This window comes from Nocardia sp. NPDC050717 (assembly GCF_040654275.1).
Taxonomy (GTDB): domain Bacteria; phylum Actinomycetota; class Actinomycetes; order Mycobacteriales; family Mycobacteriaceae; genus Nocardia.
In genome coordinates, this window is sequence record NZ_JBFAHR010000012.1 from 14,603 (window position 1) to 34,520 (window position 19,918).

General features: G+C 67.6%; 20 protein-coding genes. 10 read left to right on the forward strand and 10 right to left on the reverse strand.

Annotation, left to right across the window (positions count from 1 at the left end; genetic code table 11):
* Nucleotides 1-206: 206 nt before the first annotated feature.
* The 3 genes from AB0H56_RS22780 to AB0H56_RS22790 all read left to right on the forward strand — a co-directional run bounded on the left by AB0H56_RS22780 (nt 207) and on the right by AB0H56_RS22790 (nt 2,513).
* The gene (locus tag AB0H56_RS22780) at nt 207-746 is read left to right on the forward strand and encodes a TetR/AcrR family transcriptional regulator (protein WP_357166673.1); all 540 of its coding nucleotides are present in this window, start codon (nt 207-209) and stop codon (nt 744-746) included.
* 222 nt (nt 747-968) lie between these two features.
* On the forward strand, nt 969-1,454 hold the full coding sequence (locus AB0H56_RS22785; RefSeq protein ID WP_357166675.1) for a hypothetical protein: 486 nt from the start codon (nt 969-971) through the stop codon (nt 1,452-1,454).
* A 24-nt stretch (nt 1,455-1,478) separates the two neighbouring features.
* Entirely contained in the window at nt 1,479-2,513 is a 1,035-nt protein-coding gene (locus tag AB0H56_RS22790; RefSeq protein ID WP_357166678.1) for an alpha/beta hydrolase, read from the forward strand.
* A 422-nt stretch (nt 2,514-2,935) separates the two neighbouring features.
* On the opposite strand, the gene AB0H56_RS22795 is transcribed toward AB0H56_RS22790, so the two are convergent.
* Entirely contained in the window at nt 2,936-4,102 is a 1,167-nt protein-coding gene (locus AB0H56_RS22795) for a glycosyltransferase (RefSeq protein WP_357166681.1), read from the reverse strand.
* A 79-nt stretch (nt 4,103-4,181) separates the two neighbouring features.
* On the opposite strand from AB0H56_RS22795, the gene AB0H56_RS22800 reads away from it, so the two are divergent.
* Nucleotides 4,182-4,775: a helix-turn-helix domain-containing protein gene (locus AB0H56_RS22800; protein WP_357166684.1), complete on the forward strand. Its 594-nt coding sequence runs from the start codon at nt 4,182-4,184 to the stop codon at nt 4,773-4,775.
* Nucleotides 4,776-4,972: 197 nt separating this feature from the next.
* On the opposite strand, the gene AB0H56_RS22805 is transcribed toward AB0H56_RS22800, so the two are convergent.
* The gene (locus tag AB0H56_RS22805; protein WP_357166687.1) at nt 4,973-5,731 is read right to left on the reverse strand and encodes a Clp protease N-terminal domain-containing protein; all 759 of its coding nucleotides are present in this window, start codon (nt 5,729-5,731) and stop codon (nt 4,973-4,975) included.
* Nucleotides 5,732-5,762: 31 nt separating this feature from the next.
* Complete coding sequence (locus tag AB0H56_RS22810) at nt 5,763-6,668, reverse strand: hypothetical protein (protein ID WP_357166690.1); 906 nt, start codon at nt 6,666-6,668, stop codon at nt 5,763-5,765.
* 207 nt (nt 6,669-6,875) lie between these two features.
* On the opposite strand from AB0H56_RS22810, the gene AB0H56_RS22815 reads away from it, so the two are divergent.
* Nucleotides 6,876-7,337, forward strand: a complete 462-nt coding sequence (locus tag AB0H56_RS22815; RefSeq protein ID WP_357166693.1) for an RDD family protein — start codon at nt 6,876-6,878, stop codon at nt 7,335-7,337.
* A gap of 39 nt (nt 7,338-7,376) precedes the next feature.
* Here AB0H56_RS22815 and AB0H56_RS22820 read toward each other — a convergent pair whose 3' ends face one another.
* Complete coding sequence (locus tag AB0H56_RS22820; RefSeq protein WP_357166696.1) at nt 7,377-7,775, reverse strand: MerR family transcriptional regulator; 399 nt, start codon at nt 7,773-7,775, stop codon at nt 7,377-7,379.
* A gap of 171 nt (nt 7,776-7,946) precedes the next feature.
* Between AB0H56_RS22820 and AB0H56_RS22825 the strand changes: the two genes are divergently transcribed.
* Together AB0H56_RS22825 and AB0H56_RS22830 are read left to right on the forward strand one after the other, a co-directional pair.
* On the forward strand, nt 7,947-9,305 hold the full coding sequence (locus AB0H56_RS22825; RefSeq protein ID WP_357166698.1) for a hemolysin family protein: 1,359 nt from the start codon (nt 7,947-7,949) through the stop codon (nt 9,303-9,305).
* Entirely contained in the window at nt 9,302-10,330 is a 1,029-nt protein-coding gene (locus tag AB0H56_RS22830) for a hemolysin family protein (RefSeq protein ID WP_357166701.1), read from the forward strand. Before AB0H56_RS22825 ends, AB0H56_RS22830 begins: the two co-directional genes overlap by 4 nt.
* A 10-nt stretch (nt 10,331-10,340) precedes the next feature.
* Here AB0H56_RS22830 and AB0H56_RS22835 read toward each other — a convergent pair whose 3' ends face one another.
* Nucleotides 10,341-10,973 carry a TetR/AcrR family transcriptional regulator gene (locus tag AB0H56_RS22835; protein WP_357166704.1) on the reverse strand — a complete coding sequence of 211 codons (633 nt, stop codon included), beginning with the start codon at nt 10,971-10,973 and terminating at the stop codon, nt 10,341-10,343.
* A 36-nt stretch (nt 10,974-11,009) separates the two neighbouring features.
* Between AB0H56_RS22835 and AB0H56_RS22840 the strand changes: the two genes are divergently transcribed.
* Nucleotides 11,010-12,524, forward strand: a complete 1,515-nt coding sequence (locus AB0H56_RS22840; RefSeq protein ID WP_357166707.1) for a serine hydrolase domain-containing protein — start codon at nt 11,010-11,012, stop codon at nt 12,522-12,524.
* On the opposite strand, the gene AB0H56_RS22845 is transcribed toward AB0H56_RS22840, so the two are convergent.
* On the reverse strand, nt 12,513-12,899 hold the full coding sequence (locus tag AB0H56_RS22845) for a hypothetical protein (RefSeq protein WP_357166710.1): 387 nt from the start codon (nt 12,897-12,899) through the stop codon (nt 12,513-12,515). The two genes, AB0H56_RS22840 and AB0H56_RS22845, sit on opposite strands and share 12 nt — an antisense overlap.
* Nucleotides 12,900-13,120: 221 nt before the next feature.
* Between AB0H56_RS22845 and AB0H56_RS22850 the strand changes: the two genes are divergently transcribed.
* Nucleotides 13,121-15,433 carry an FdhF/YdeP family oxidoreductase gene (locus AB0H56_RS22850; protein ID WP_357166713.1) on the forward strand — a complete coding sequence of 771 codons (2,313 nt, stop codon included), beginning with the start codon at nt 13,121-13,123 and terminating at the stop codon, nt 15,431-15,433.
* A 34-nt stretch (nt 15,434-15,467) separates the two neighbouring features.
* Here AB0H56_RS22850 and AB0H56_RS22855 read toward each other — a convergent pair whose 3' ends face one another.
* Complete coding sequence (locus AB0H56_RS22855; RefSeq protein ID WP_357166716.1) at nt 15,468-15,677, reverse strand: hypothetical protein; 210 nt, start codon at nt 15,675-15,677, stop codon at nt 15,468-15,470.
* A gap of 241 nt (nt 15,678-15,918) precedes the next feature.
* Nucleotides 15,919-16,677, reverse strand: coding sequence for an SDR family oxidoreductase (locus AB0H56_RS22860; RefSeq protein WP_357166719.1), 759 nt, complete (start codon nt 16,675-16,677; stop codon nt 15,919-15,921).
* An 80-nt stretch (nt 16,678-16,757) separates the two neighbouring features.
* Here AB0H56_RS22860 and AB0H56_RS22865 point away from each other — a divergent pair, with 80 nt between their 5' ends.
* Nucleotides 16,758-17,000: a MerR family DNA-binding transcriptional regulator gene (locus tag AB0H56_RS22865; RefSeq protein ID WP_357166722.1), complete on the forward strand. Its 243-nt coding sequence runs from the start codon at nt 16,758-16,760 to the stop codon at nt 16,998-17,000.
* 30 nt (nt 17,001-17,030) lie between these two features.
* On the opposite strand, the gene AB0H56_RS22870 is transcribed toward AB0H56_RS22865, so the two are convergent.
* Nucleotides 17,031-18,947, reverse strand: coding sequence for a potassium transporter Kup (locus AB0H56_RS22870; RefSeq protein WP_357167138.1), 1,917 nt, complete (start codon nt 18,945-18,947; stop codon nt 17,031-17,033).
* Nucleotides 18,948-19,164: 217 nt separating this feature from the next.
* Entirely contained in the window at nt 19,165-19,908 is a 744-nt protein-coding gene (locus tag AB0H56_RS22875; RefSeq protein WP_357166725.1) for a helix-turn-helix transcriptional regulator, read from the reverse strand.
* Nucleotides 19,909-19,918 lie beyond the last annotated feature (10 nt).

Genomic DNA, 19,918 nt, shown 5'->3' on the forward strand with positions numbered 1-19,918 from the left:
TCTCGAAGCTGGGCACGCCGGAGCCCCGGCGTTGGGAACGGCAATCCGACGGCACCTACGGCTACTCGACGCCGGGCCTGCCCACCTCGGAGTCAGTGCAGACCGGCGCGAAACCGCCGGTTTCGTATACTGCCGTCATGGCGACAGCGAAACCGGCAGGCGGGCGACCTCGTGAAGTGCGAGTTGACAACTCGATCGCCGCCGCTGTGATCGAGGTGATCATGGAACGCGGGTACGGCGGTCTGACCGTCGACGCGGTCGCGCTGCGCGCCGGGGTCAGCAAGGCTGCGATCTATCGCCGCTTCTCCACCAAGCAGGAGATGATCTTCGCCGTCCTGCTTCACGACCTGCAGGAGGAGCCGCCGGCCGACTCCGGAACCCTGCGCGGCGACCTGATCGCACTCGCCGAGCAGATCGCCGCGCAGGTGGTCGGCCCGGGCGGTGACACCCTCAGCGGGCTACTCGCCGACATCCGGGCCGACCCCGTCCTGCGGACGCGGTTCGCCGAGGCCTTCCTGGTTGTGGAGCGCACGATCATCTCGACGGTGCTCGACCGCGCGATCGCCCGCGGCGAACTCACCGACCGCCCCGACGTTGCGATAGTTCAAGCGTTGCTGCTCGGCCCCGTGTACGCCTGGGTGGTCGTGCTCGATGAAGATACAACGCGCGCAACCGAACTCACGCACTTGGTCGCCACGATGGTGGCATCCGCACTCATTGCGGGGCAGGTGCCCACCGTCGGCTGACCGACGTCGTTTGCCGCTGATTGCTTCATCGTCCGCGCTATGGCAACATACGAAACTGTGCGTTTCGATAGGAATAGTTCCGTAACAGGCAGCGCCAGGCGGACGGTCCGCACCGCGTGGCAGGCTTTACATCGTCCGGTGGCGGGAGTGCCGCGATGGGCCGAGGTCGCCGCGTACGCTGTTCCGCTGACGGCGCTACCGTCCAGTCTCTGGCGGATAGCTGTGGCTTTCCTCGACGACGGAGCCGCGGGCAAGCGTGGGGACCTCCCGTCCTGGCTGCCCGGCGAGCTGTACGTGATCTTCTTGTCGATCGTGTCGGAACTGCTGGCGTTCACCGCCGTCGGACTGATCGCGGCCTGGGGCGAATGGTTCCCGCGCTGGTTCCCCTGGCTACACGGGCGAACAATCCCGACACCGGTCGCCGTGGTCCCCGCTGTGCTCGGTGCCACGACGCTGACGATCATGTGGACCGCCGCGTTCCTCACCGAACTGGCCGGCGTCACCTTGCGCGGCGACCCGACCCCGGCCGACTTCCCGTCCCGGGCAGGCGGCTGGGAGGCGTTCGTCTACTACCTCTGCTACGCCCCGCTGCTGCTGTGGGGCCCACTCCTGGCCGCCGTGACCTTCGCCTACTACCGGCGGCGAACGGCCGAACACCGAACAGCCCCCGGTGGTCTCCAGCGAATCCCTGAGCTCAGTCGCCGCTGACAACGACCGCATACCGCGATCACTGTGACGACACCTTCTGTGCCTTCGAAATCGTCGGAGGTCGGTCGTGAACAGCGACAGCCGCCGGGCTGCGGCGATCGGCGCTATCACCAGATCTGCTTCGCAGCGACGAGGTTCGCGACCATAGGCGAAAGCGGGAGAAATTACCTGGGAAGTCATCGACTCGATGAACTTGTTGCGTCAACAATGAAGAACTGCACGATGAACGGGAGATTCCAATTGCCCTACTTCGACTCGTATGACGGCACTCGGATGCACTACCAGGACTGGGGCAGCGGCCGGCCGGTTGTTTTCATGGCTGGTGCATGGTTGAGCAGCAGTTCATGGGAGCTGCAGATGCTGCCGCTGTCTCGGCAGGGTTTGCGGTGTCTGTCCTATGACCGGCGTGGGCATGGCAAGTCGGATCGGGCGGGGCACGGATATGACTTCGACACGCTGTCGGACGATCTCGCTGCGTTCCTGGAACATCTGGACCTGCGCGACGTCGTCGTGGTCGCGCACTCGATGGGTGGCGGTGAACTCGTCCGATATTTGACCCGGCACGGTAGCGAACGGATCGAACGGATCGCTTTGATCTCGTCCACACTGCCGTTCCCGGCTCAGGCGGCCGACAACCCGGACGGCGTGCCGAAGGACGTGGTCGACATGATAAATGCGGTCCGGGCCGCCGACCGGCCGCTGTGGATGGAACAGAACGCGCAGGCGTTTTTCGCCACTCATCTGGGCAATCAAGTCTCCTCTGCCCGCATCGCATGGATGCAGCAGCAGTGCATGGACTGTTCACTGCTGGCCTCCGACGAACTATTGGAGTCCGTCTTCACCACTGATTTCCGGTCCGAGCTCCGCGATATCACGGTGCCCACCTTGACCATTCATGGTGACGCCGATGCGTCCGCGCCTATTGAAATCTGCGGCCGCAAGACCAGGGATCTCGTCCCGGGCAACATTTACACGGAATACCCGGCCACCGGCCACGGCATCTTCATCAGCCATGCCGAACAGATCAATGCCGATATCATGGACTTCATCAAGTCCTGAGCACGGCGGGGCCCGAAGAGCGGTGGCCGGCCTGGTCATGAGGGCCTGGTGTGGTCACGGGGATGTTGTGCTTTCGGGTCCTGACACGTGTTCGGCGCGCAGGGGTGCTGTCGTATCTCGCCGATATCGGCGAAGTCAACCCTGCCTCGACCGGCAGCGCCACGTTCGAAGGTTTGGGAACTGGTGATGATCGACCTGGACGATCCCGGTTTCGCTCATCGTCTAATCCTCCTCGGTTACATGCCTCCTTCGCCGTCCTGAGCGCGTCACCAGCTGGGTGACGCTGTGGGGCCAGCCGTTCAGCCTCGGCTGAGGACGACGATCCACCTCTAGGCCTCGGTGGTTTCGACGCGCGGGCGGCACCTTCGCGAAAGATATTGATGCTGAGTAGGAGTGGGTGATGTCTAGCCTCGGGCGAGGCGCTACGGAGTCGAAGGGGCTGGGGCCGTGAGGGATTCGATCAGCGCCGCGGCGCCGGGCGCGCCGGGGTAGGTGGCGATCGCGGTGGACAGGGCGTGGGCCTTCGCGTGGTAGGTGGGATCGGTGAGGACGGTCGTGGCGGCGGTCGCGATGGCGTCGACGGAGATGGCGTCGGGGGTGAGCATGACGCCCGCGCCGATCGCCTGCACGCGTTCGGCGTTGAAGAACTGGTCGCGGCCCATGGGGAGGCAGACCAGCGGGACGCCGTGGCCGAGCGCGGCCAGCGTCGTGCCGAGACCGGCGTGGGTGATCACCAGGTCGGTCGCGGGCAGGATGTCGGTGTGCGGGGTGTAGCGCACGACCTGGGTGTTGGGGCCGGCGGGAATGGTCGACGGGTCGACAGCCGAACCGGTCGTGATGATCGCGCGCACGGGCAGGTTCGCGATGGCGGTGGCGCAGCGGTTCAGCATTTCGGCTTGGCCCTGTTCGCTCGTCGACATGCTGACGAGCACGAGCGGCGGCTCGCCGGTGAGGTCGACCGTGTCGAGCTCGGTGGCCAGCGGTGGCGCGTCGAGCATGGGTCCGACGCGAACGGCGTTGGCGGCCAGGGGGATCGGTGGCTCGAACTCGCTCGGCACGGCGACGATGGTCATCGCGCACGCGTCGTGGATGTCGCCGAGGCGTGCGATCGGCGGCAGGCCGAGGTCGGCGCGATGCGCGTTCGCCAGCTCGATGCCGGGCGCGAACATGGCCATGAGTGGGCCGTCGCGCAGGATCGTGTAGGGGGTGTGCACGAGGTTGGCGGTCGGGGCGCCGGTCGCGATCGCCGCGTCGATGGCGGTGTAGAGCAGGCAGTCGACGACAACCGCGTCGAAGGACTCGTGATTCAGCAGCCTGGTGACATCATCGGCGATGGCCCGGCTGAAGCTGAGCTCGGTGATCATCAGGCGGATCTCGGCCTCGGAATCGGTCGGATCGGCCAGCTCGTCCCAGCCCGGCGGCTGTGAGAGCGGGATGAACCGCGCCCCGAGGGGGTCGACGCGGTCGGCGATGGTGTCGTGTCCGAGGACCGTCACCTGGTTTCCGCGCCGTCTCAGTTCCGCGATTGTGCCCAGTGTGGGGACCAGATTCCCGGCCCCGTCCCACGTGACGATCAGATACTCGGCCATCTCGTGCCTCCTCGGCTACGTCTCACTTTACAGCGAGTAAAGTGCTTGACAGCTTGTAAACTACGGTAGGGTTTACAGGGTGTCAAGCAATGGGTCGTCCGAGACGCGCACCAAGATCCTCACCGCCGCACGGGCGATGTTCGAGGAGTTCGGGTACAACGGCGCCGGCCTGGCCGAGGTCGCCAAGCGCGCCGGTGTCTCCAGGCAGGCGATCTATCTGCACTTCGCGTCGAAGGCCGAGCTGTTGACCGCGCTGCATCTGCACGTCTACGAGACCGACGTGGTGCCGACGATGGCCCGCCACCTCCCCGCCGACGACAGCGCGTTGGCTGCCCTCGACGCGTGCATCGACGCCGACGTGGAGATCGCTGACCGGGTGTGGCGCGTCCACGAGGCGCTGACCACCGCGCGCCGCCAGCACCCCGAGGTCGACGAGACCATTCGGCCGCGTGAGCAGGATCGCTACGCGGAACTGATCGCCCTGACCACTCGGCTCGGCGAGGCGGACCTGCTGCCGGCGACGGTCGGTCCGGCCGACGCCGCGGACTCGCTGTGGGCACTGGTCAACCTCGGCACCTACCGCGCACTGGTCCGCGAACGCGGATGGTCCCTCGAGCGCTACGCCCGATGGGTGCGGACAACGATCCACCGCGAACTCGGCCTCGGCGGCTGAACAAGGGTGCTCAACCCGAGGTTTCGACGCGCCGTCTCGTGACCGCCCCAGACTGTGAATCGTATTCGGCCGGAATCAATGCTGCGTATCGAGAAATTTCGCTAGCGCGGTGACAGCACAAAGTGGCTTCAACCTGTTCGTCTGGCAGTCGGTAGTGACGGTGAGATTGGCGAAGCTGGTCATCAAATGGTGGTGGCTCAGGTGCCGCCATCGTGGCGTAGCCGGGCGATGGCCTGGCTGATCCAGGTGGCGCGATCGGCGCCCGGTGACTGCCGTTGCTCGAAAGCGATGAGTCGTTCGGCGGTCGATCGGCTGCCGGCAACCATGGTCAGCAGGAGACGAAACTCGTTGACCTGCACCGGGACAGGTGCCCGGAACTGGCCGGAAGTATTCGGCTGCGGTGCGGGTTCCGGTTGCGGGCCGTAGGGCGCATCAGGATCGGATTCGCGCGGCGAGGTGGTGGCGATCGGGTCGCGGCCCGCCGGCGAGCGAGGGCTGGTCATATCGCCGGCGCGTGGCTCGGCGATTCCGCGCCCTGCCAATGCCGCCCGCAACAGGTAGTAGGAGGCGCCGTGCTCGGCGAGTAGCCGTGATTCGGCGGTGTCGGCATGGGCGAGACCGATGAGCAGGTGCTCGGGGTGGACGGCGTCGCTGCCGCGTTCATCGGCGAGGCGCCTCGCTTCCCGACACGCGGCGAGCGCGGCCTCGTTCAGGTGCGGCACGACACCCGGATCCACGCCCTGCGCGTTCCGCGCGGCGATCGCGGCAGCGCTGTGGCACAACGCCTCTGAATCAACGCCCAGGACCCGCAGCAGGGTGCTGGCGCCACCGGGCCTGCTCATGAGCGCGCTCAGGATATGGGCGGGGGTGATCTCGATGGCCTCGGCTGAGCACGCCGCCGCCAAGGCCTGTGTCAGCGCCGCGTCGACTGCGCTGGTCGGGTTGAACGAGTTCACGAGTCCTCCAGCTCGAGACAGGGACGGGGGGTCATGCCGACAGCAGCAGCAGCGAAACGAGCTTGACACAGAGCAGCACGATGACCAGGAGCAGGAAAGCTATGGCCAGGGGTCGGCGCAAGACCGGCTTGCCGGGATCCATCGGCCGACCCGGGCTTCCCGGATTCGGTGGCGGGAGTTCGGTGATCCGCGAATGGGCAGACGAATTCGACAACAGCGTGAACATATTGATGAACAGCGACAACGGACCCCACCAGCCGAGCCAGAGGCTCTCGACCGTCATACGCCGCAGGGTGGCAAGACCACAGTTGCGGCAGAACGGTCCCGGCACTCGCACGAACTGCATCCACAGAATGAATCCGCGGTGACTGCGCACCGTCACCGCGGTGGCGGGGGTGGCGCCGCAGTGCAGGCAGCAGAGTGTCGAGCGGGTCGGCGCCGATCTGATCGGCCGCTGGGCTGTCGACAACGCCCTATCCGGCAGGGGCAGTGGGGAACCCAGGATATCGGCTCGCACGATGTCCAGCAGTTCCTGCTGACCAAGCCCATCGTGCAGTACCTGCGCTGCGGCAGTGGAGCTGTCGGTGATCAGGCCCAACGCCAGCATCCCCGCCGGGACCCCCTGCAGCTGGGCGCTTCGAGCCAGCTCGACGGCGGTCCGCAAAGCCTGGGCGCAGGTATCGGTGAGCCGGATCCCGTCCCAGTGCGCGGTACCAGTGGCCGCCGGATCCACAACGACCTTTCGGGCCAAGCATCCGGGGTCTCCGCAATGCTCAGTGATACGGTCCCAGTTGCCGGTGGTGTCGACCCGCATCAGCGCCACCCACAGATCGCGGGTATCGACGGGGCGTGTTCCGGCTTCGGATCTGGCCTGCCACAACGCGTTCACCACAGTCGGATGCAGGGGCAACTCCACAGAAATGCCGGATGCCGTCATCGTCCCTCCCCAGGCCGTACCGTCCACCGCGCAAGCCACCCCATCGGACCATGCTACGTGCTCGGAATACGGCAGACGCGACGCGAACGACCGCGCAGGACAGTGGCTCGTTGTCCCGATGACGACGCGTTTTCGTGAGATGCTGGTCGCGCCAGTCTGTCTGAGGATGCGCCGTGCCAGTGCCGGTGTCCTGTGCGAGGAGAAGCTATGACAACGGGTGGTTTCGAACAGGTTCGTGGGACGTGGGCGCCGGCCGGTCTCGGCGGGCGGGCGGCCGCGAGGTTCATCGACTGGATCATCGCCGGGATCGTGGGCGGGATCGTGTTCTGGGTGCTCGAGCGAGTTGCGGATCTGCCGGGATGGTTGGCGATTCTGCCCGGTGCCGGATTCGGGTTCCTGTATTTCGTCTTCTTCGAAGTGGTGACCGGGTCGACGCCGGGCAAGAAGATTCTCGGGCTGCGTGTGATCGGCGCCGATGGTGTGGACAAGCCCAGTGTCGTCGAATCGGCCAAGCGCAACGCCTACATGCTGTTCAACCTGATCCCGTGGGTCGGTGGGCTGCTGTGGTTCGTCAGCGCGATCGCCATCGCCGTCACGGTCAGCTCGAGCTCGACCAAGCAGGGCTGGCACGACAACTTCGCCGGCGGTACCCGCGTCGTCAAGGCGTGAGTTCGATCCGAGCGGGCGGACAGGACGGCTCGGCCGGGGTCAGGGAATCGGAATATCGGGTGGTATCTGCAGGGCGATCGAGATCAGCGTCTGCGCGCGGGTGGTGAGAACGGTGAGCACGCCGTGCAGCGCGGTGGGCGCCGTGTCGACGAGCGAGTGCAGCGCCTTCAGATCGTCGTCGAGGCGCGCGATGATCGGGCCGAGGTCGCCGGATCGGGTAGTGAGCGCGGTGGCGATCTCTTCCAGGGGGATGCCCTGGGTTTCCAGCTGCCGGATCAGTGCGATGCGGTCGACGTCTGTGCGGTCGTAGAGGCGGTAGTTGCCTGCGGTGCGTTCGGCGGGGACCAGCAGCCCGAGCTGGGTGTAGTGATCGACGGTGCGGGTGCTCACCTCGGCGTGTTCGGCCAGCTCGCCGATGCGAAGCAGGTTCCCGGCCACCTGCTGCCTCCTCGTCTCGCACACACCGCGCGCGTGCTCCGGACCCCTCAACCGTACAGTGCCACGTGCTACTTTGGCGGACATGCCAGATGGTGAACCCGCTGACGAACCTCCCCGAGAACCGGACCCGTCGCCGCGCGGCCGATCACGCATTCACCGGCGGGCGAGCAGGTGCTGACCGCTCTCAGCATCCTCGCCGGGGTGGTGGTCGTGGTGTTGATCACGGCGGCGACGGGATATTTCGTCGCGCAGGAATTCGCCTACATGGCGGTGGACCGATCGAGGCTCAAGGCCCGCGCCGAGGCTGGTGACGCCGCGGCGGGCCGGGCGTTGGCGGTGACCAGGCGAACCTCGTTCATGCTCTCGGGTGCTCAGCTCGGCATCACGGTGACCGGCCTGCTGGTCGGCTACGTCGCCGAGCCGTTGATCGGCCGGGGGCTGGGCGAACTGCTCGGTGGTGTCGGCGTTCCCACCGGCGTGGGCATCGCGGTCGGCACCGTGCTCGCCATCGTGTTCTCGACGCTGGTGCAGATGCTGTTCGGCGAGTTGTTCCCGAAGAACCTGGCGATCGCCCGGCCCGAGCCGGTCGCGCGGTGGCTGGCCCGCTCGACCACCTGGTATCTGCGGGTGTTCGGCTGGCTGATCTGGCTGTTCGACCAGTCGTCGAACGTGTTGTTGCGCGCGTTGCGGATCGAACCCGTCCACGACGTCGAGCATTCGGCGACGCCGCGGGATCTGGAACACATCGTCGCGGCCTCGCGCTCGGCAGGCGAGCTGCCGCCGGAACTGTCGACCCTGCTCGACCGGATCCTGGACTTCCCCTCGGCGACCGCCGAGCACGCGATGATCCCGCGTTCGCAGGTGGATCTGGTCCGCGTCGACGAACCCGTCGCGAAAGTTCTCGAGCGCATGGGTACCGGGCACACCCGCTACCCTGTGGTCGGTGACACCAGCGACGACCTGCGCGGAACCATCGAACTGCACGACCTGCTCGACGGCACGCCGTCCGGTGTCGCGGGCGAGCACCTGCGCCCGGCGGTGCTGGTGCCCGAATCGCTGCCGCTGCCGCAAGTCCTGGCCCAGCTCACCGCCGCCGGGCAGGAGATGGCGTTGGTCGTCGACGAGTACGGCGGCTTCGCCGGGATCGTGACCGTCGAAGACATCGCCGAGGAACTCGTCGGCGAGATCGCCGACGAGCACGACACCGATCTCGAGCCCGAAGTCCTGGCCGAGGGCGAGGGCTGGCTGGTCGCCGGTGATCTGCACCTCGACGAGGTCGAACGCCTGCTCGATGCCGACCTGCCCGACGGCGACTACGAAACCGTCGCCGGACTGGTGATCAATGCCTACGGCGGGCTGCCCGCGGTGGGTGACCGGGTCACGGTCGCGGTCCCGCCGAGCGGGGCGGAGTTCATCGCCGAGCATCCCCCGGTGAGCCGGGTGATCGAGGCCGAGGTCCGCGCGGTCGGCAGGCATGTCCCGACCTCGGTATGGCTGACGGTCCGCCGGCGGAGGGACCTCGACCGATGAGTGACCCGTTGGTTGTCGTCGCGATCACGGTCGTGCTGATCGCGGCCAGCGCGTTCTTCGTCGCGGTCGAGTTCGCGCTCATCGCCGCGCGCCCGCACCGGCTCGAAGACGCCGCGCCCACCAGCGCCGCCGCCCGCGCGGCGTTGCGCAGTTCCGCCGAGCTCTCGGTGCTGCTGGCCGGTTCACAGCTGGGCATCACCGTGTGCACGCTGGCGTTGGGCGCGGTCACCAAACCCGCTGTGCACCATTGGCTCACCCCGCTGATCGAGCACCTCGGCGCACCGTTGTGGATCGCCGACGTGGCCGGGTTCGTGGTGGCCCTGATCGTGGTGACGTTCCTGCATCTCGTCGTCGGGGAGATGGCGCCGAAATCGTGGGCGATCGCGCACCCCGAGAAGTCGGCCACCATGCTGGCGATTCCGATGCGGGCGTTCATGGCCTTGACCCGGCCGCTGCTGGCCGCGCTCAACCGAGCCGCGAACTGGTGTCTGCGCAAGGTCGGCGTCGCCCCGGTCGACGAGGTCGACGCCGGTCAGGACCCGGCGGCGCTGCGGCACCTGGTGGAGCACTCCGCGACCGTGGGCACCCTCGACGAGCGATATCGCGGAAATCTCACCAGCGCATTGGAACTCGAACAGCTCACCGTCGGCGACATCGTCTCGCCGAACCCGGCGCCGAGCGCGGTCGCCCCGGAGGCAGACGCGCTCGACATCCAGGCCGCGTCCCGGCTAACCGGGCACCTGCGGTTGCTGGTGCGTGACGGCGAGCAGGTGCTCGGTGTGGTCCATGTGCGTGACAGCCTCACGGCGCCGCCCGGTGCCACCGCACGGGAACTCCTGCGACCGGTGCTGGATCTGTCGACCGGGGTCGCGGTGTACGAGGCACTGCGCACGATGCGCGAGACCCGTAGCCATCTGGCGCTCGTCCACGATGCCGACGATCAGGTGATCGGCCTGGTCACGATCACCGACGTTCTGCACCGGTTGATCGGGAACGCTACGTCGGGTGAGTCCGTGAGCGGCTGAGACCCGGGCGTCAGCGGTCGTAGTGATGGCATCGGCCGGTGAAGACGATCGAGATCACCGGGCGCAGCACCGCGTCGATCGAGTCCCTGTCCTGGCTACGTGTCGGCTCGAGCGCGAGCGCATCCGCGAATCCCCTTGCGGCGGCGAGGATCATGGCCGCTGAGGTGGAACTGTCGACCTCGGGGCGGACTTCGCCGCATTCCTTGCCGTTGTCGATGGCGGTGGCGATGCGGGTGTGCAGCTCGGCGCTCGCCTGACGCGCGACGTCGCCCAGGTCCGCATCGTGAAGCGACAGCAGCCAGAGGTTGCGCTCGACCCGGAACTCGCGGGTCCGCTCGGCATCGAGCGGAAGCAGCTCGGTGAGTCCGGCGAGCAGCATGGCCGAGATCGGCTCGGCATCGGCCTCTCCCCGCTGGATGCGAGCCTGCACCCGGGCGAAGCTGGATCGCAGGCAGGCCTCGTACGAGAACCGCAGCAGCTCATCCTTGTTGGCGAAATAGTGCTGGATCAAGCCGACCGAGACATCGGCTTCCTCGGCGACGCGGGCGAACGAGACGCGGCCGAGCCCTTCGGTGGCCAGCAGGTGCTGAAAGGCGCGCGCCATCAGGGCGCGGCGTTGGTCGTGGTCGGCAACTCGGGGCACGTGACAACAATATACCTGTACGGTTATCTTTCCAATATGAACATATTGCTACGGTGCGTGGTGACGCTGACCCTGCTGGCCCTCACCGGGTGCGCGACGAGCGAAGGTGCGGGTGCCGACGTGGCCACCGCGTCCGGCTACCAGCGCACAGACCAGTTCCTGCGCGACCGTATGAGCGCCGCGGGCGTTCCGGGCGGTGCCTACGCGATCGTCGATCGGGAGGGGATACGGCATGTCGGCGCGTTCGGCACCGACGGGAACGGCGGCCCGGTGACCGCGCAGACGCCGTTCCTGTGGGGTTCGGTGGCCAAACCGGTCACCGCCACCCTGGTCGCGGCGATGGTCGAGTCCGGGGAACTCCGTCTCGAGGAGCCCGTCACCACCTATCTGCCGACGTTCCGCACCCGCGACCGCGCGCAGTCGGCGCGAATTACGGTGCGCCAGTTGCTCAACCAGACCAGTGGCCTGCCCACCAGCACCCGGTACACCGATCGAACCGATCCGGAGCGGCGACCGATGGACGTGCTGCCCGAGCTGGCGAACGAATCGCTCGACAGCGAACCCGGTGCGGTGCACCACTACTCGAGTACGAACTATCTGCTGCTGGCGGCCATCGTGGAGGCGGTCACCGGGGAGCCCTTCCCCGAGGTGTTGCGCGAGCGGCTGCTCGATCCGCTGGGCATGCGGACCGCCGTCACGACCGAGCAGCAGGCGAGAGACACGGTGCCCCGCGGGCATCGGTATGTGTTCGGTCGCACCGTTCCGTTCGCGGCACCGTTCGATCCGGCGGGTCTCGGCTACGGATATCTCGGCGGCTCGATCGAAGACCTCGCGGCCTTCGCCCGCGGCGGTCTCGGCGGCCGAACCGACGTAGTCGGTGATCATCAGCGCGAGAGCATGTTTCGTGGCGACATCGAAACCAGCCCGGGCAAGAGCTATGGCCTCGGGTGGCGCCGCTGGACCGTTGCGGGCACCGAGATCCCCATGGTCTGGCACGGTGGTGCGGCCCCCGGGTATTCGACGCAGGTCATCCTGCTGCCCGACCACGCGGTGGTCCTGACCGTGAACGCCTACGGGACACTGCAGGAACCGCGACTTCTCGACATCGGCTTCGGCCTCGCCGCGACATCACTCGGCGTCGCGGCGCCCGCCACCGAGGCGGACCACACCTACCCGATGATCCTGACCGCGTTGAGCGCCCTGGCCGCGCTCCTCGTCGGGCTGGCGGCCCGCACGCTCTGGCTGCTCACCCGTCCCGGATCGCCCAGCTCGGGCCGGGTGCGGCTCGCGGCACAGCTCGCGGCATGGCTGCTGCCGCTAGCGTTGCTGGTCTATCTGCTGGGCGTCGCGGCTCCTGCTCATCTGGGGGTCGAACTGCCTCACGTCGTCCTGTGGGCTCCGGACATCGCCGGCCTCGGGTATGCGATCGCGGCGGCCGCTGCCGTGCTGGCCGTGCTGCGGATCATCCTCACCCTGAAGCGCGGGATCCGGTCGTCGGGTGGAGGTGAGGGCGTCCGGCGTCCCGCACTCCGGCCGGGCTCACTGCGGTGACGGCAACGGGGCGTCCGGCCGTACCTGGCACTGGAACATCTTCTCCGCGGCGGCGACCGGATCCATCTGGGACTCTTCGACGCCGAGTTCGTCCGGTGCGCGGACCACGGTGCCGGTTCCACATGCCGTCCACTGTGTGGTGGTGCCCTGGGGTGTGACCTGCGGTGCCGTCACCGGGCCCTCGCCGGCGCGGTCGACGGGGGTGAGGTGATAGGTGCGGAGGTCGGCGGCGGATCCGTCCACCGAGCGCACGTCGAAGGCGAAGATCGCCACCCGTTCACCCTCGACCGGATGCCCGTCCGGCCAGGGGTTGTTGTCGATGCCGAGCGGGTTCCCGTGGATCTTTGCCGTGATGGTATCTGTCTGCGCGCCCACAACTCGCTCCTCGTTCCGATGAGGTCATTCGCTGGTATCGCAGGATGAAGAAGTGTCGACCGACCACCAGGGTAGCGCCGGATCCGTCGGAGATCAGCCGTCGCGTGGCAGATCCGTCCATGCTGTGCGGCCTGCCTTCGCCGAACCGTGACCTGCTCGAGGAAGGATCACCAGCAGCAGCGCACGTCCAGCTTCGGAGACATCGTCGAAGGGAACGCGTCATGGCAACCCGAACTGATGGACAACTCGACCCCGGCGACGGCCAGGCTGATGGCTCCGCTGCCCCGGAGTTCAAGCCCTACCATCACCCGGCCGCGGGCTGGGGAGCGGCGAAATCGGTCACCGAGTTCATGATCGGCAAAGAGAAAGAGCCGATCCTCGGTCCCCGCGCCATCGTGAAGATGAACCACGAGAACGGCGGATTCGACTGTCCCGGCTGCGCGTGGCCCGACTCGATCAAGGGCATTCATCTCGACATCTGTGAAAACGGGATCAAGCACGTCACCTGGGAGATGACCCACAAGCGCGTCGGGCCCGAGTTCTTCGCCGCGCACACCGTGCGCGAGCTCGCCACCTGGAGCGAATTCGAGCTGGAGAACCAGGGCAGACTCACCGAGCCGATGGTCTACGACCCGGCCACCGACCACTACGTGCCGATCACCTGGGCGGACGCGTTCGAGACCGCGGGCAGGGCGCTGCGCGAACTCGACGATCCGAACCAGGCCTCGTTCTACACCTCGGGCCGCCTCGGTAACGAGGCGACATTCCTGTACCAGTTGATGGCGCGTGAACTGGGCACCAACAACCTTCCCGACTGCTCGAACATGTGCCACGAGGCGAGCGGGCGCGCGCTGCAGGCGGCGCTCGGCACCGGCAAGGGCACCTGCGATCTCGAGGACTGGGAGACCGCCGACGCGCTGTTCATCATGGGCGTCAACGCGGCCTCCAACGCGCCGCGCATGCTCACCGCGCTGGCCGAGGCCGACCGGCGGGGCGCCCAGATCGTGCACATCAATCCGCTGGTCGAGGCGGGCGCGACGCGCACCATCATCCCGCACGAGTTCCTGCAGATGGCGACATTCCACGCCACGAAGACCAGCACGCTGAACCTGCAGCCGCGCATCGGCGGCGATTTCGCCGTGCTCCGCGGTATCGCCAAGGCGGTCCTGGAGGAGGCGCGCACCGACCCGAAAGCACTCGACACCGAATTCATCGAGCACCACACCACGGGTTTCGACGACTACCGGGCGGTCGTGGCGGCAACGCCGTGGGCTGACCTGGAGCGGCAGTCGGCGTTGAGCGAGGCCGAGATCCGCAGGGCCGCACGGGTGTACCGCGATGCCGACCGGTCCATCATCAGCTGGTGTCTGGGTGTCACCCAGCACGAGCACGGCGTCGACACCATCCGCGAGATCGTGAATCTGCTGCTGTTGCGCGGAAATCTGGGCCGGGAGGGCGCTGGACCGTCGCCGGTGCGCGGCCACAGCAACGTGCAGGGCAACCGCACCTGCGGGATCGACCACCGGCCCAAGCCGGAATTCCTGGACCGGCTCGCCCAGGTGTGTGGCATCGATCCGCCGCGCGCACACGGGCTCGACACCGTGGCCACCATCGAGGCGATGCGGGCGGGCAGGGTGAAGGTGTTCGTCGGGATGGGCGGCAATTTCGCGCTCGCCGCGCCCGACTCCGCCTACACCTTCGACGCACTCCGCAACTGCGACATGACGATTCAGGTGAGCACGAAACTGAACCGGAGTCATCTGGTGCACGGCAGGGCCGCGCTGATCCTGCCGTGCCTGGGCCGCACCGAACGCGATGAACAGCGCGGTGGCCTGCAGGAGACCTCCGTCGAGGACTCGATGGCGATGGTGCACCTGTCGCGCGGTATGAAGAAGCCCGCCTCACCGCACCTTCGCTCCGAACCCGCCATCATCGCCGGTATCGCGAAAGCCGCGCTGCCCGGCAGCACGACACCATGGGACCACTTCGTCGAGGACTACGACCGGATCCGCGACACCATGGCGAAGGTGATCGACGGCTTCGAGGACTTCAACCGCCGGGTCAGGTTGCCGCTGGGATTCCGGATCAAGCAACCCGCCCGCGAACTGGTGTTCCTCACGCCGTCGGGCAAGGCGGAGTTCTCCAGCGCCGAGCTGCCCGATCTCACCCAGGAAGCGGGCACGCTGACCCTGGCCACCATGCGCTCGCACGACCAGTGGAACACCACCATCTATTCCGACAACGACCGTTATCGCGGGGTGAAGAACCTGCGCACCCTCGTGTTCATGCACGAAGAGGACATGCGCGAGCGTGGCCTCGCCCTGTTCGACGAGGTCGACATCACCAGTTTCGCCCGCGACGGCAGCACCCGAACACTGCGCCGCTATCAGGCGATTCCCTACGACATCCCGCGGGGCTGCGCCGCCGGGTACATGCCGGAGATGAACGTGCTGTGCGCGATCGGCGACTACAGCACGCAGAGCGACCAACCGATCATGAAGAATCTGACAGTCCGCATCGAGCGATCCGGCTGACCGCCGGCGGCGCCGGGCGGTCGACGGAAAGGCGTCAGCCGCAGAAGATCGGCTGCAGTGAGGTCAGCGCAGGCAGGAAGGGGCTGCCTTGTCCTCCGGTCAACTCGATCACCAGGGCCGCCGGGTAGGAGTACACCGCGCACAGCGGCGCCGCCGGTGGTGGGGTCGCTCCCGCGGTGCCTGCCGAGGCCACCATCACCGCCGCCACGGCACCGAATACCGCGCTCGCCGTCAATTTCCGCATGCTCGTTCACCTTTCACCAGAACGTCCGCATCATTCCTGAGAACGGCGGTACCTGAAGCAACCCGACAGCGTTCCCTCGGAATGGAGTCGGTCGAGCATTACCCATTGGAGTACGGCCAGGCCGGATGACCGCAACGACAGAGACTGGACCGGCGCGGCGACCATCCGGAGACTTTTCTACCGCCTTTCGCCGCGCGGAGCAATCTTCCAGCACATGCGAGTGGCCGTGTGGCGGGCGCGCTCAGCTCGTCTTCAGCATGCCGCCGTCGATGACCAGTTCCGCGCCGCTGATATTCGGCGCCCGTCCTGACGCGAGGAACACGACGAGTGCCGCGATCTCCTCGGGAGCGGTGAATCGACCCGTGGACATGCCCAGCACGGCGGGCAGTTGCTCGAGGGGGACACCCTCATTTCGGGCCAGCGTGTCCCCCGGACCGCCCCGCGTCGTCCACAGGTCGGTCAGCACCGGGCCGGGCGAGATCGTGTTCACGCGCAGACCCTGCCCGCCGAACTCCTCGGCGAGCGCCTTGGCGAGGTTCGACACCGCGGCCTTGGCCGCTGATCGGGCCACCAGCCGCGGTTGCGGCAACCTGGCATTGATCGAGCTGATGTTGACGATCGCGCCTCGCCGCGCCAGCAGACTCGGCAGCGCGGCTCTGGTCACGCGAACGGCGGACATGAGCGTCGTGTCGAAGGTGTGCTGCCACGCGTCGTCGCCGAGCGCGAGGAAGCCGCCGGCCGGGGTCGAGGTCCCCGCGACATTGTTGACGAGAAGATCGAGGCGGCCGTGTCGGTCGATCGCGTCGTCGACCAAGCGGGTGGGCCCGTCGCTCGAGGTGAGATCCACCTCGACCACCTCCGGCGTCGCCGCACGCAAGGCGGCGGTGACCGTGCGACTGCCCGCGACCACCGTGTAACCGTCGTCGGCCAAGGCGCGGACGATCGCCAGCCCGATGCCCCTTCCTGCGCCGGTCACCACCGCCACACCTGCTGCGTTCACCACTGCCGCTCATCCCGAATCCGGTGTTCCCTCACCGCGACCTCCCGTCGAGCATCCACGGTGAACTACGGTTCAAGTCAATGGGTGACCTATCGATATCCGAGCTACGGGAACGCACGGGGCTGGCGTCCTCGGCGCTGCGGTTCTACGAACGGAAGGGCCTGCTCCGCGCCTCGGGGCGAGTGGCGGGAAAGCGCTGTTACGAGGAACTCGATCAGTGCCCCGAGCATCACCGCGTCCTCCGGGCGCACGCGGACAACCTCGCGACCGCTGCCCAGCGCGCAAGTCCGGCAACGGGTCCCGCACTCCGGGACCGGGACTGAGCCGGGCGGGACGAGCGGTCCCGCGGTCGTTCAGACGTCGATGTGGGAGCCCATGATGACGGTGCGGTCGCGGGGGAGGGCGAAGTAGTCGGCGGCGTCGGCGGTGATGTAGGAGGTGGCGATGAACAGGCGTTTGCGCCAGCTCGCCATGGTCGGCTCGTCGCCGCGGCGCAGTTCGATCTTGGACACGAAGTAGGAGGCATGGTCGAGGTCGAGGCGGCCTTCGGTGGCTTCGGCATCGAGCAGCCGCAGCACTCCGGGGACGTCGGGCCGGTCCATGTAGCCGTAGCGAGCGGTGACGTGGACGATGCCGTCGTCACCGTGGCCGAGGTGGTCCACGGTGAGCCGTTCCTCGGCGGGAACTCGGGGGACCGGGTCGGTGGCGATGCTGACGATGGCGACGTGCTGATGCCGGACGTGGTTGTGTTCGACGTTGGCGCGCATGGCCAAGGGGGTCGTTTCCTTGCCGCGATTGAGGAAGATCGCGGTTCCGGGCACCGGGAAGGTCGTCGGACGGTCCGCGCGCAGATCGTCGACGAACTGCTGGAGCGGTCCTTCGAGCCGCTCGCGCGCGGCGGTGACGATGTCGCGGCCGCGTTGCCAGGTGGTCATGACCGTGAACGCGATGATGCCGATGAGCAGCGGCAGCCAGGCGCCGTGGACGAGCTTGGTGAGGTTGGCGCCCAGGAACAGCAGGTCGACGGCCACCAGCGGGACCGCGCCCAGCGCCAGCAGCCACAGCGGTGTCTGCCAGCGGGCGCGGGCGACGTAGAAGAACAGCAGCGTGGTGATGGTGATGGTGCCGGTGACCGCCATGCCGAAGGCATAGGCCAGCGCGGCCGAGCTCCGGAAGGCGAAGACCAGGACGAGAACCGAGACCATGAGCAGCCAGTTGATCCACGGGACGTAGATCTGGCCGATGGTGGATTCGGAGGTGTGCACGATCCGCAAGCGCGGCAGATAGCCGAGCTGGGCGGCCTGGTAGGCGACCGAGAACGCGCCGGTGATCACGGCCTGGGCGGCGATGACGGTGGCGGCGGTGGCCAGCAGCACCATCGGCAGCCGGCCCCAGCCGGGGACGAGCAGGAAGAACGGGCTGGCGATGTTGGCCGGGTCGGACAGGATCAGCGCGCCCTGGCCCAGGTAGCTGAGCATGCACGCGGGGAACACCAGTGCCAGCCAGCCGCGGGCGATCGGCTTGCGGCCGAAGTGGCCCATGTCGGCGTAGAGGGCTTCGGCGCCGGTGACCGCGAGCACGACCGCGGCGAGTGCGAAGAACGCGATGTGGAAGTGGCCGAACAGGAATCCGAGCGCGTAGGTCGGTGAGATCGCTCGGAGGATGTCGGGGTGCTCGGTGATACCGGAGATGCCCGCCGCGCCGATGGCGGTGAACCAGGCGATCATCACGGGCCCGAACACCCGCCCGACCACCGCGGTTCCCTTGCGCTGCACCAGGAACAGCACCACGATGATCACCGCGGTGATCGGAATGATGAGCTCCTCGAGCTCGGGCTCGACCACCTTCAATCCCTCGACCGCCGACAGGACCGAGATCGCGGGGGTGATCATCGAGTCGCCGAAGAACAGTGAGGCGCCGAAGATTCCGAGCGCGGCGAGGAACATCGCGGTTCGCTTGCCACCCGGTGCACTCCAGCGGCGCAGCAGGGTGATCAGCGCCATGATGCCGCCCTCGCCGTCGTTGTCGGCGCGCATGGCCAGCGTGACGTAGGTGATGGTGACGATCACGGTCACCGACCAGAAGATCAGGGAAACGATCCCGAACACGTTGTCCCTGCTCACCGGCACCGGGTGTGGGTCGGCGGGGTTGAACACCGTCTGCATGGTGTAGATCGGGCTGGTGCCGATGTCGCCGAACACCACTCCCAGCGCCGCGACGATCGTGGCCAGGCGGACGGCTTCGCGGGCGGTGCCGCGGCCGGTGGGTATGTGGAGGGGTGTTTCGGTCACGGTGGTCCTTCCGCGGAGCTACCCGGCCGGTAGCGCTGTGCCGACGATAAACCGGTCGAGGCGGTGAAGCACGTCGCGCCACGAGCGAATCTGCGCCCGCGCGAAGCGGAGTGCGGACCCCGCGAGCCGGCGGCCGTCGTCTTCGGGGGTGAAGAAGGTCGACGGTGAATCTCGGTGTCCTGCTCGGACGGATCCGCTAGTTCGGCAGAATCTCCCAGCGGATCGTGCTGAACGCGGTGGGCGGGCCGCCGAAGGTCCGGCGACACGTCCTCGTGAGGTGGGAGCTGTCGGTGAATCCCGCCAGATGGGCTGCCTCGGTGAGTGTTCGGCCCTGGGCGACCGCCTCGGTGGCCCGCAGCAGCCGGAGCCATCGGACGTAGGCGCGAAAGGTGATGCCGAGGTCCTGGGCGAACAGGTGGGACAGTCGGCTCTCCGACAGATGCACGGTCGCGGCGAGGTCGCGGAGCCGGACGGGTCGTGAGTCCAGCTCGGTCTGCAGGCGGGTGCGCGCGGCGGCGACTCCCGGGTGCAGCCGAGCATTCGGTCCGGGAGCGCGCAGACGCCCGTGCACGTACGCGCTGTGTCCTGTCGTCAGGGTGTGTCCCGCGTGTTGCCAGGCGCGAACGTGGGACGGATCGTCGACCAGCTCGGTCAGCTCGGTGCCCAGGGACGATCGGGGCTCGACGTGTGCCACGACGCCCCAGGCGTCGTCAGCGCTGAAGGCGTGCGGCTGATCGGCGGGAACGATCGCCGCGCTCATGCGTTCCCGACGGCCCCGCGGATCCTCGAGGACGAAGGTCCCCCGGTGGGCGATGGCCACCTGGACGGAGTGGTGGGAATGGCGCGGCAGACTGCCCAGCGGCCCCTCGATCTCGAGCACACCGGGACGCAGGCGTCCGAGGCCCGACCACCGTGCGGTCGATGGTCGTCGTTCCTGCATCGCCTGGAAT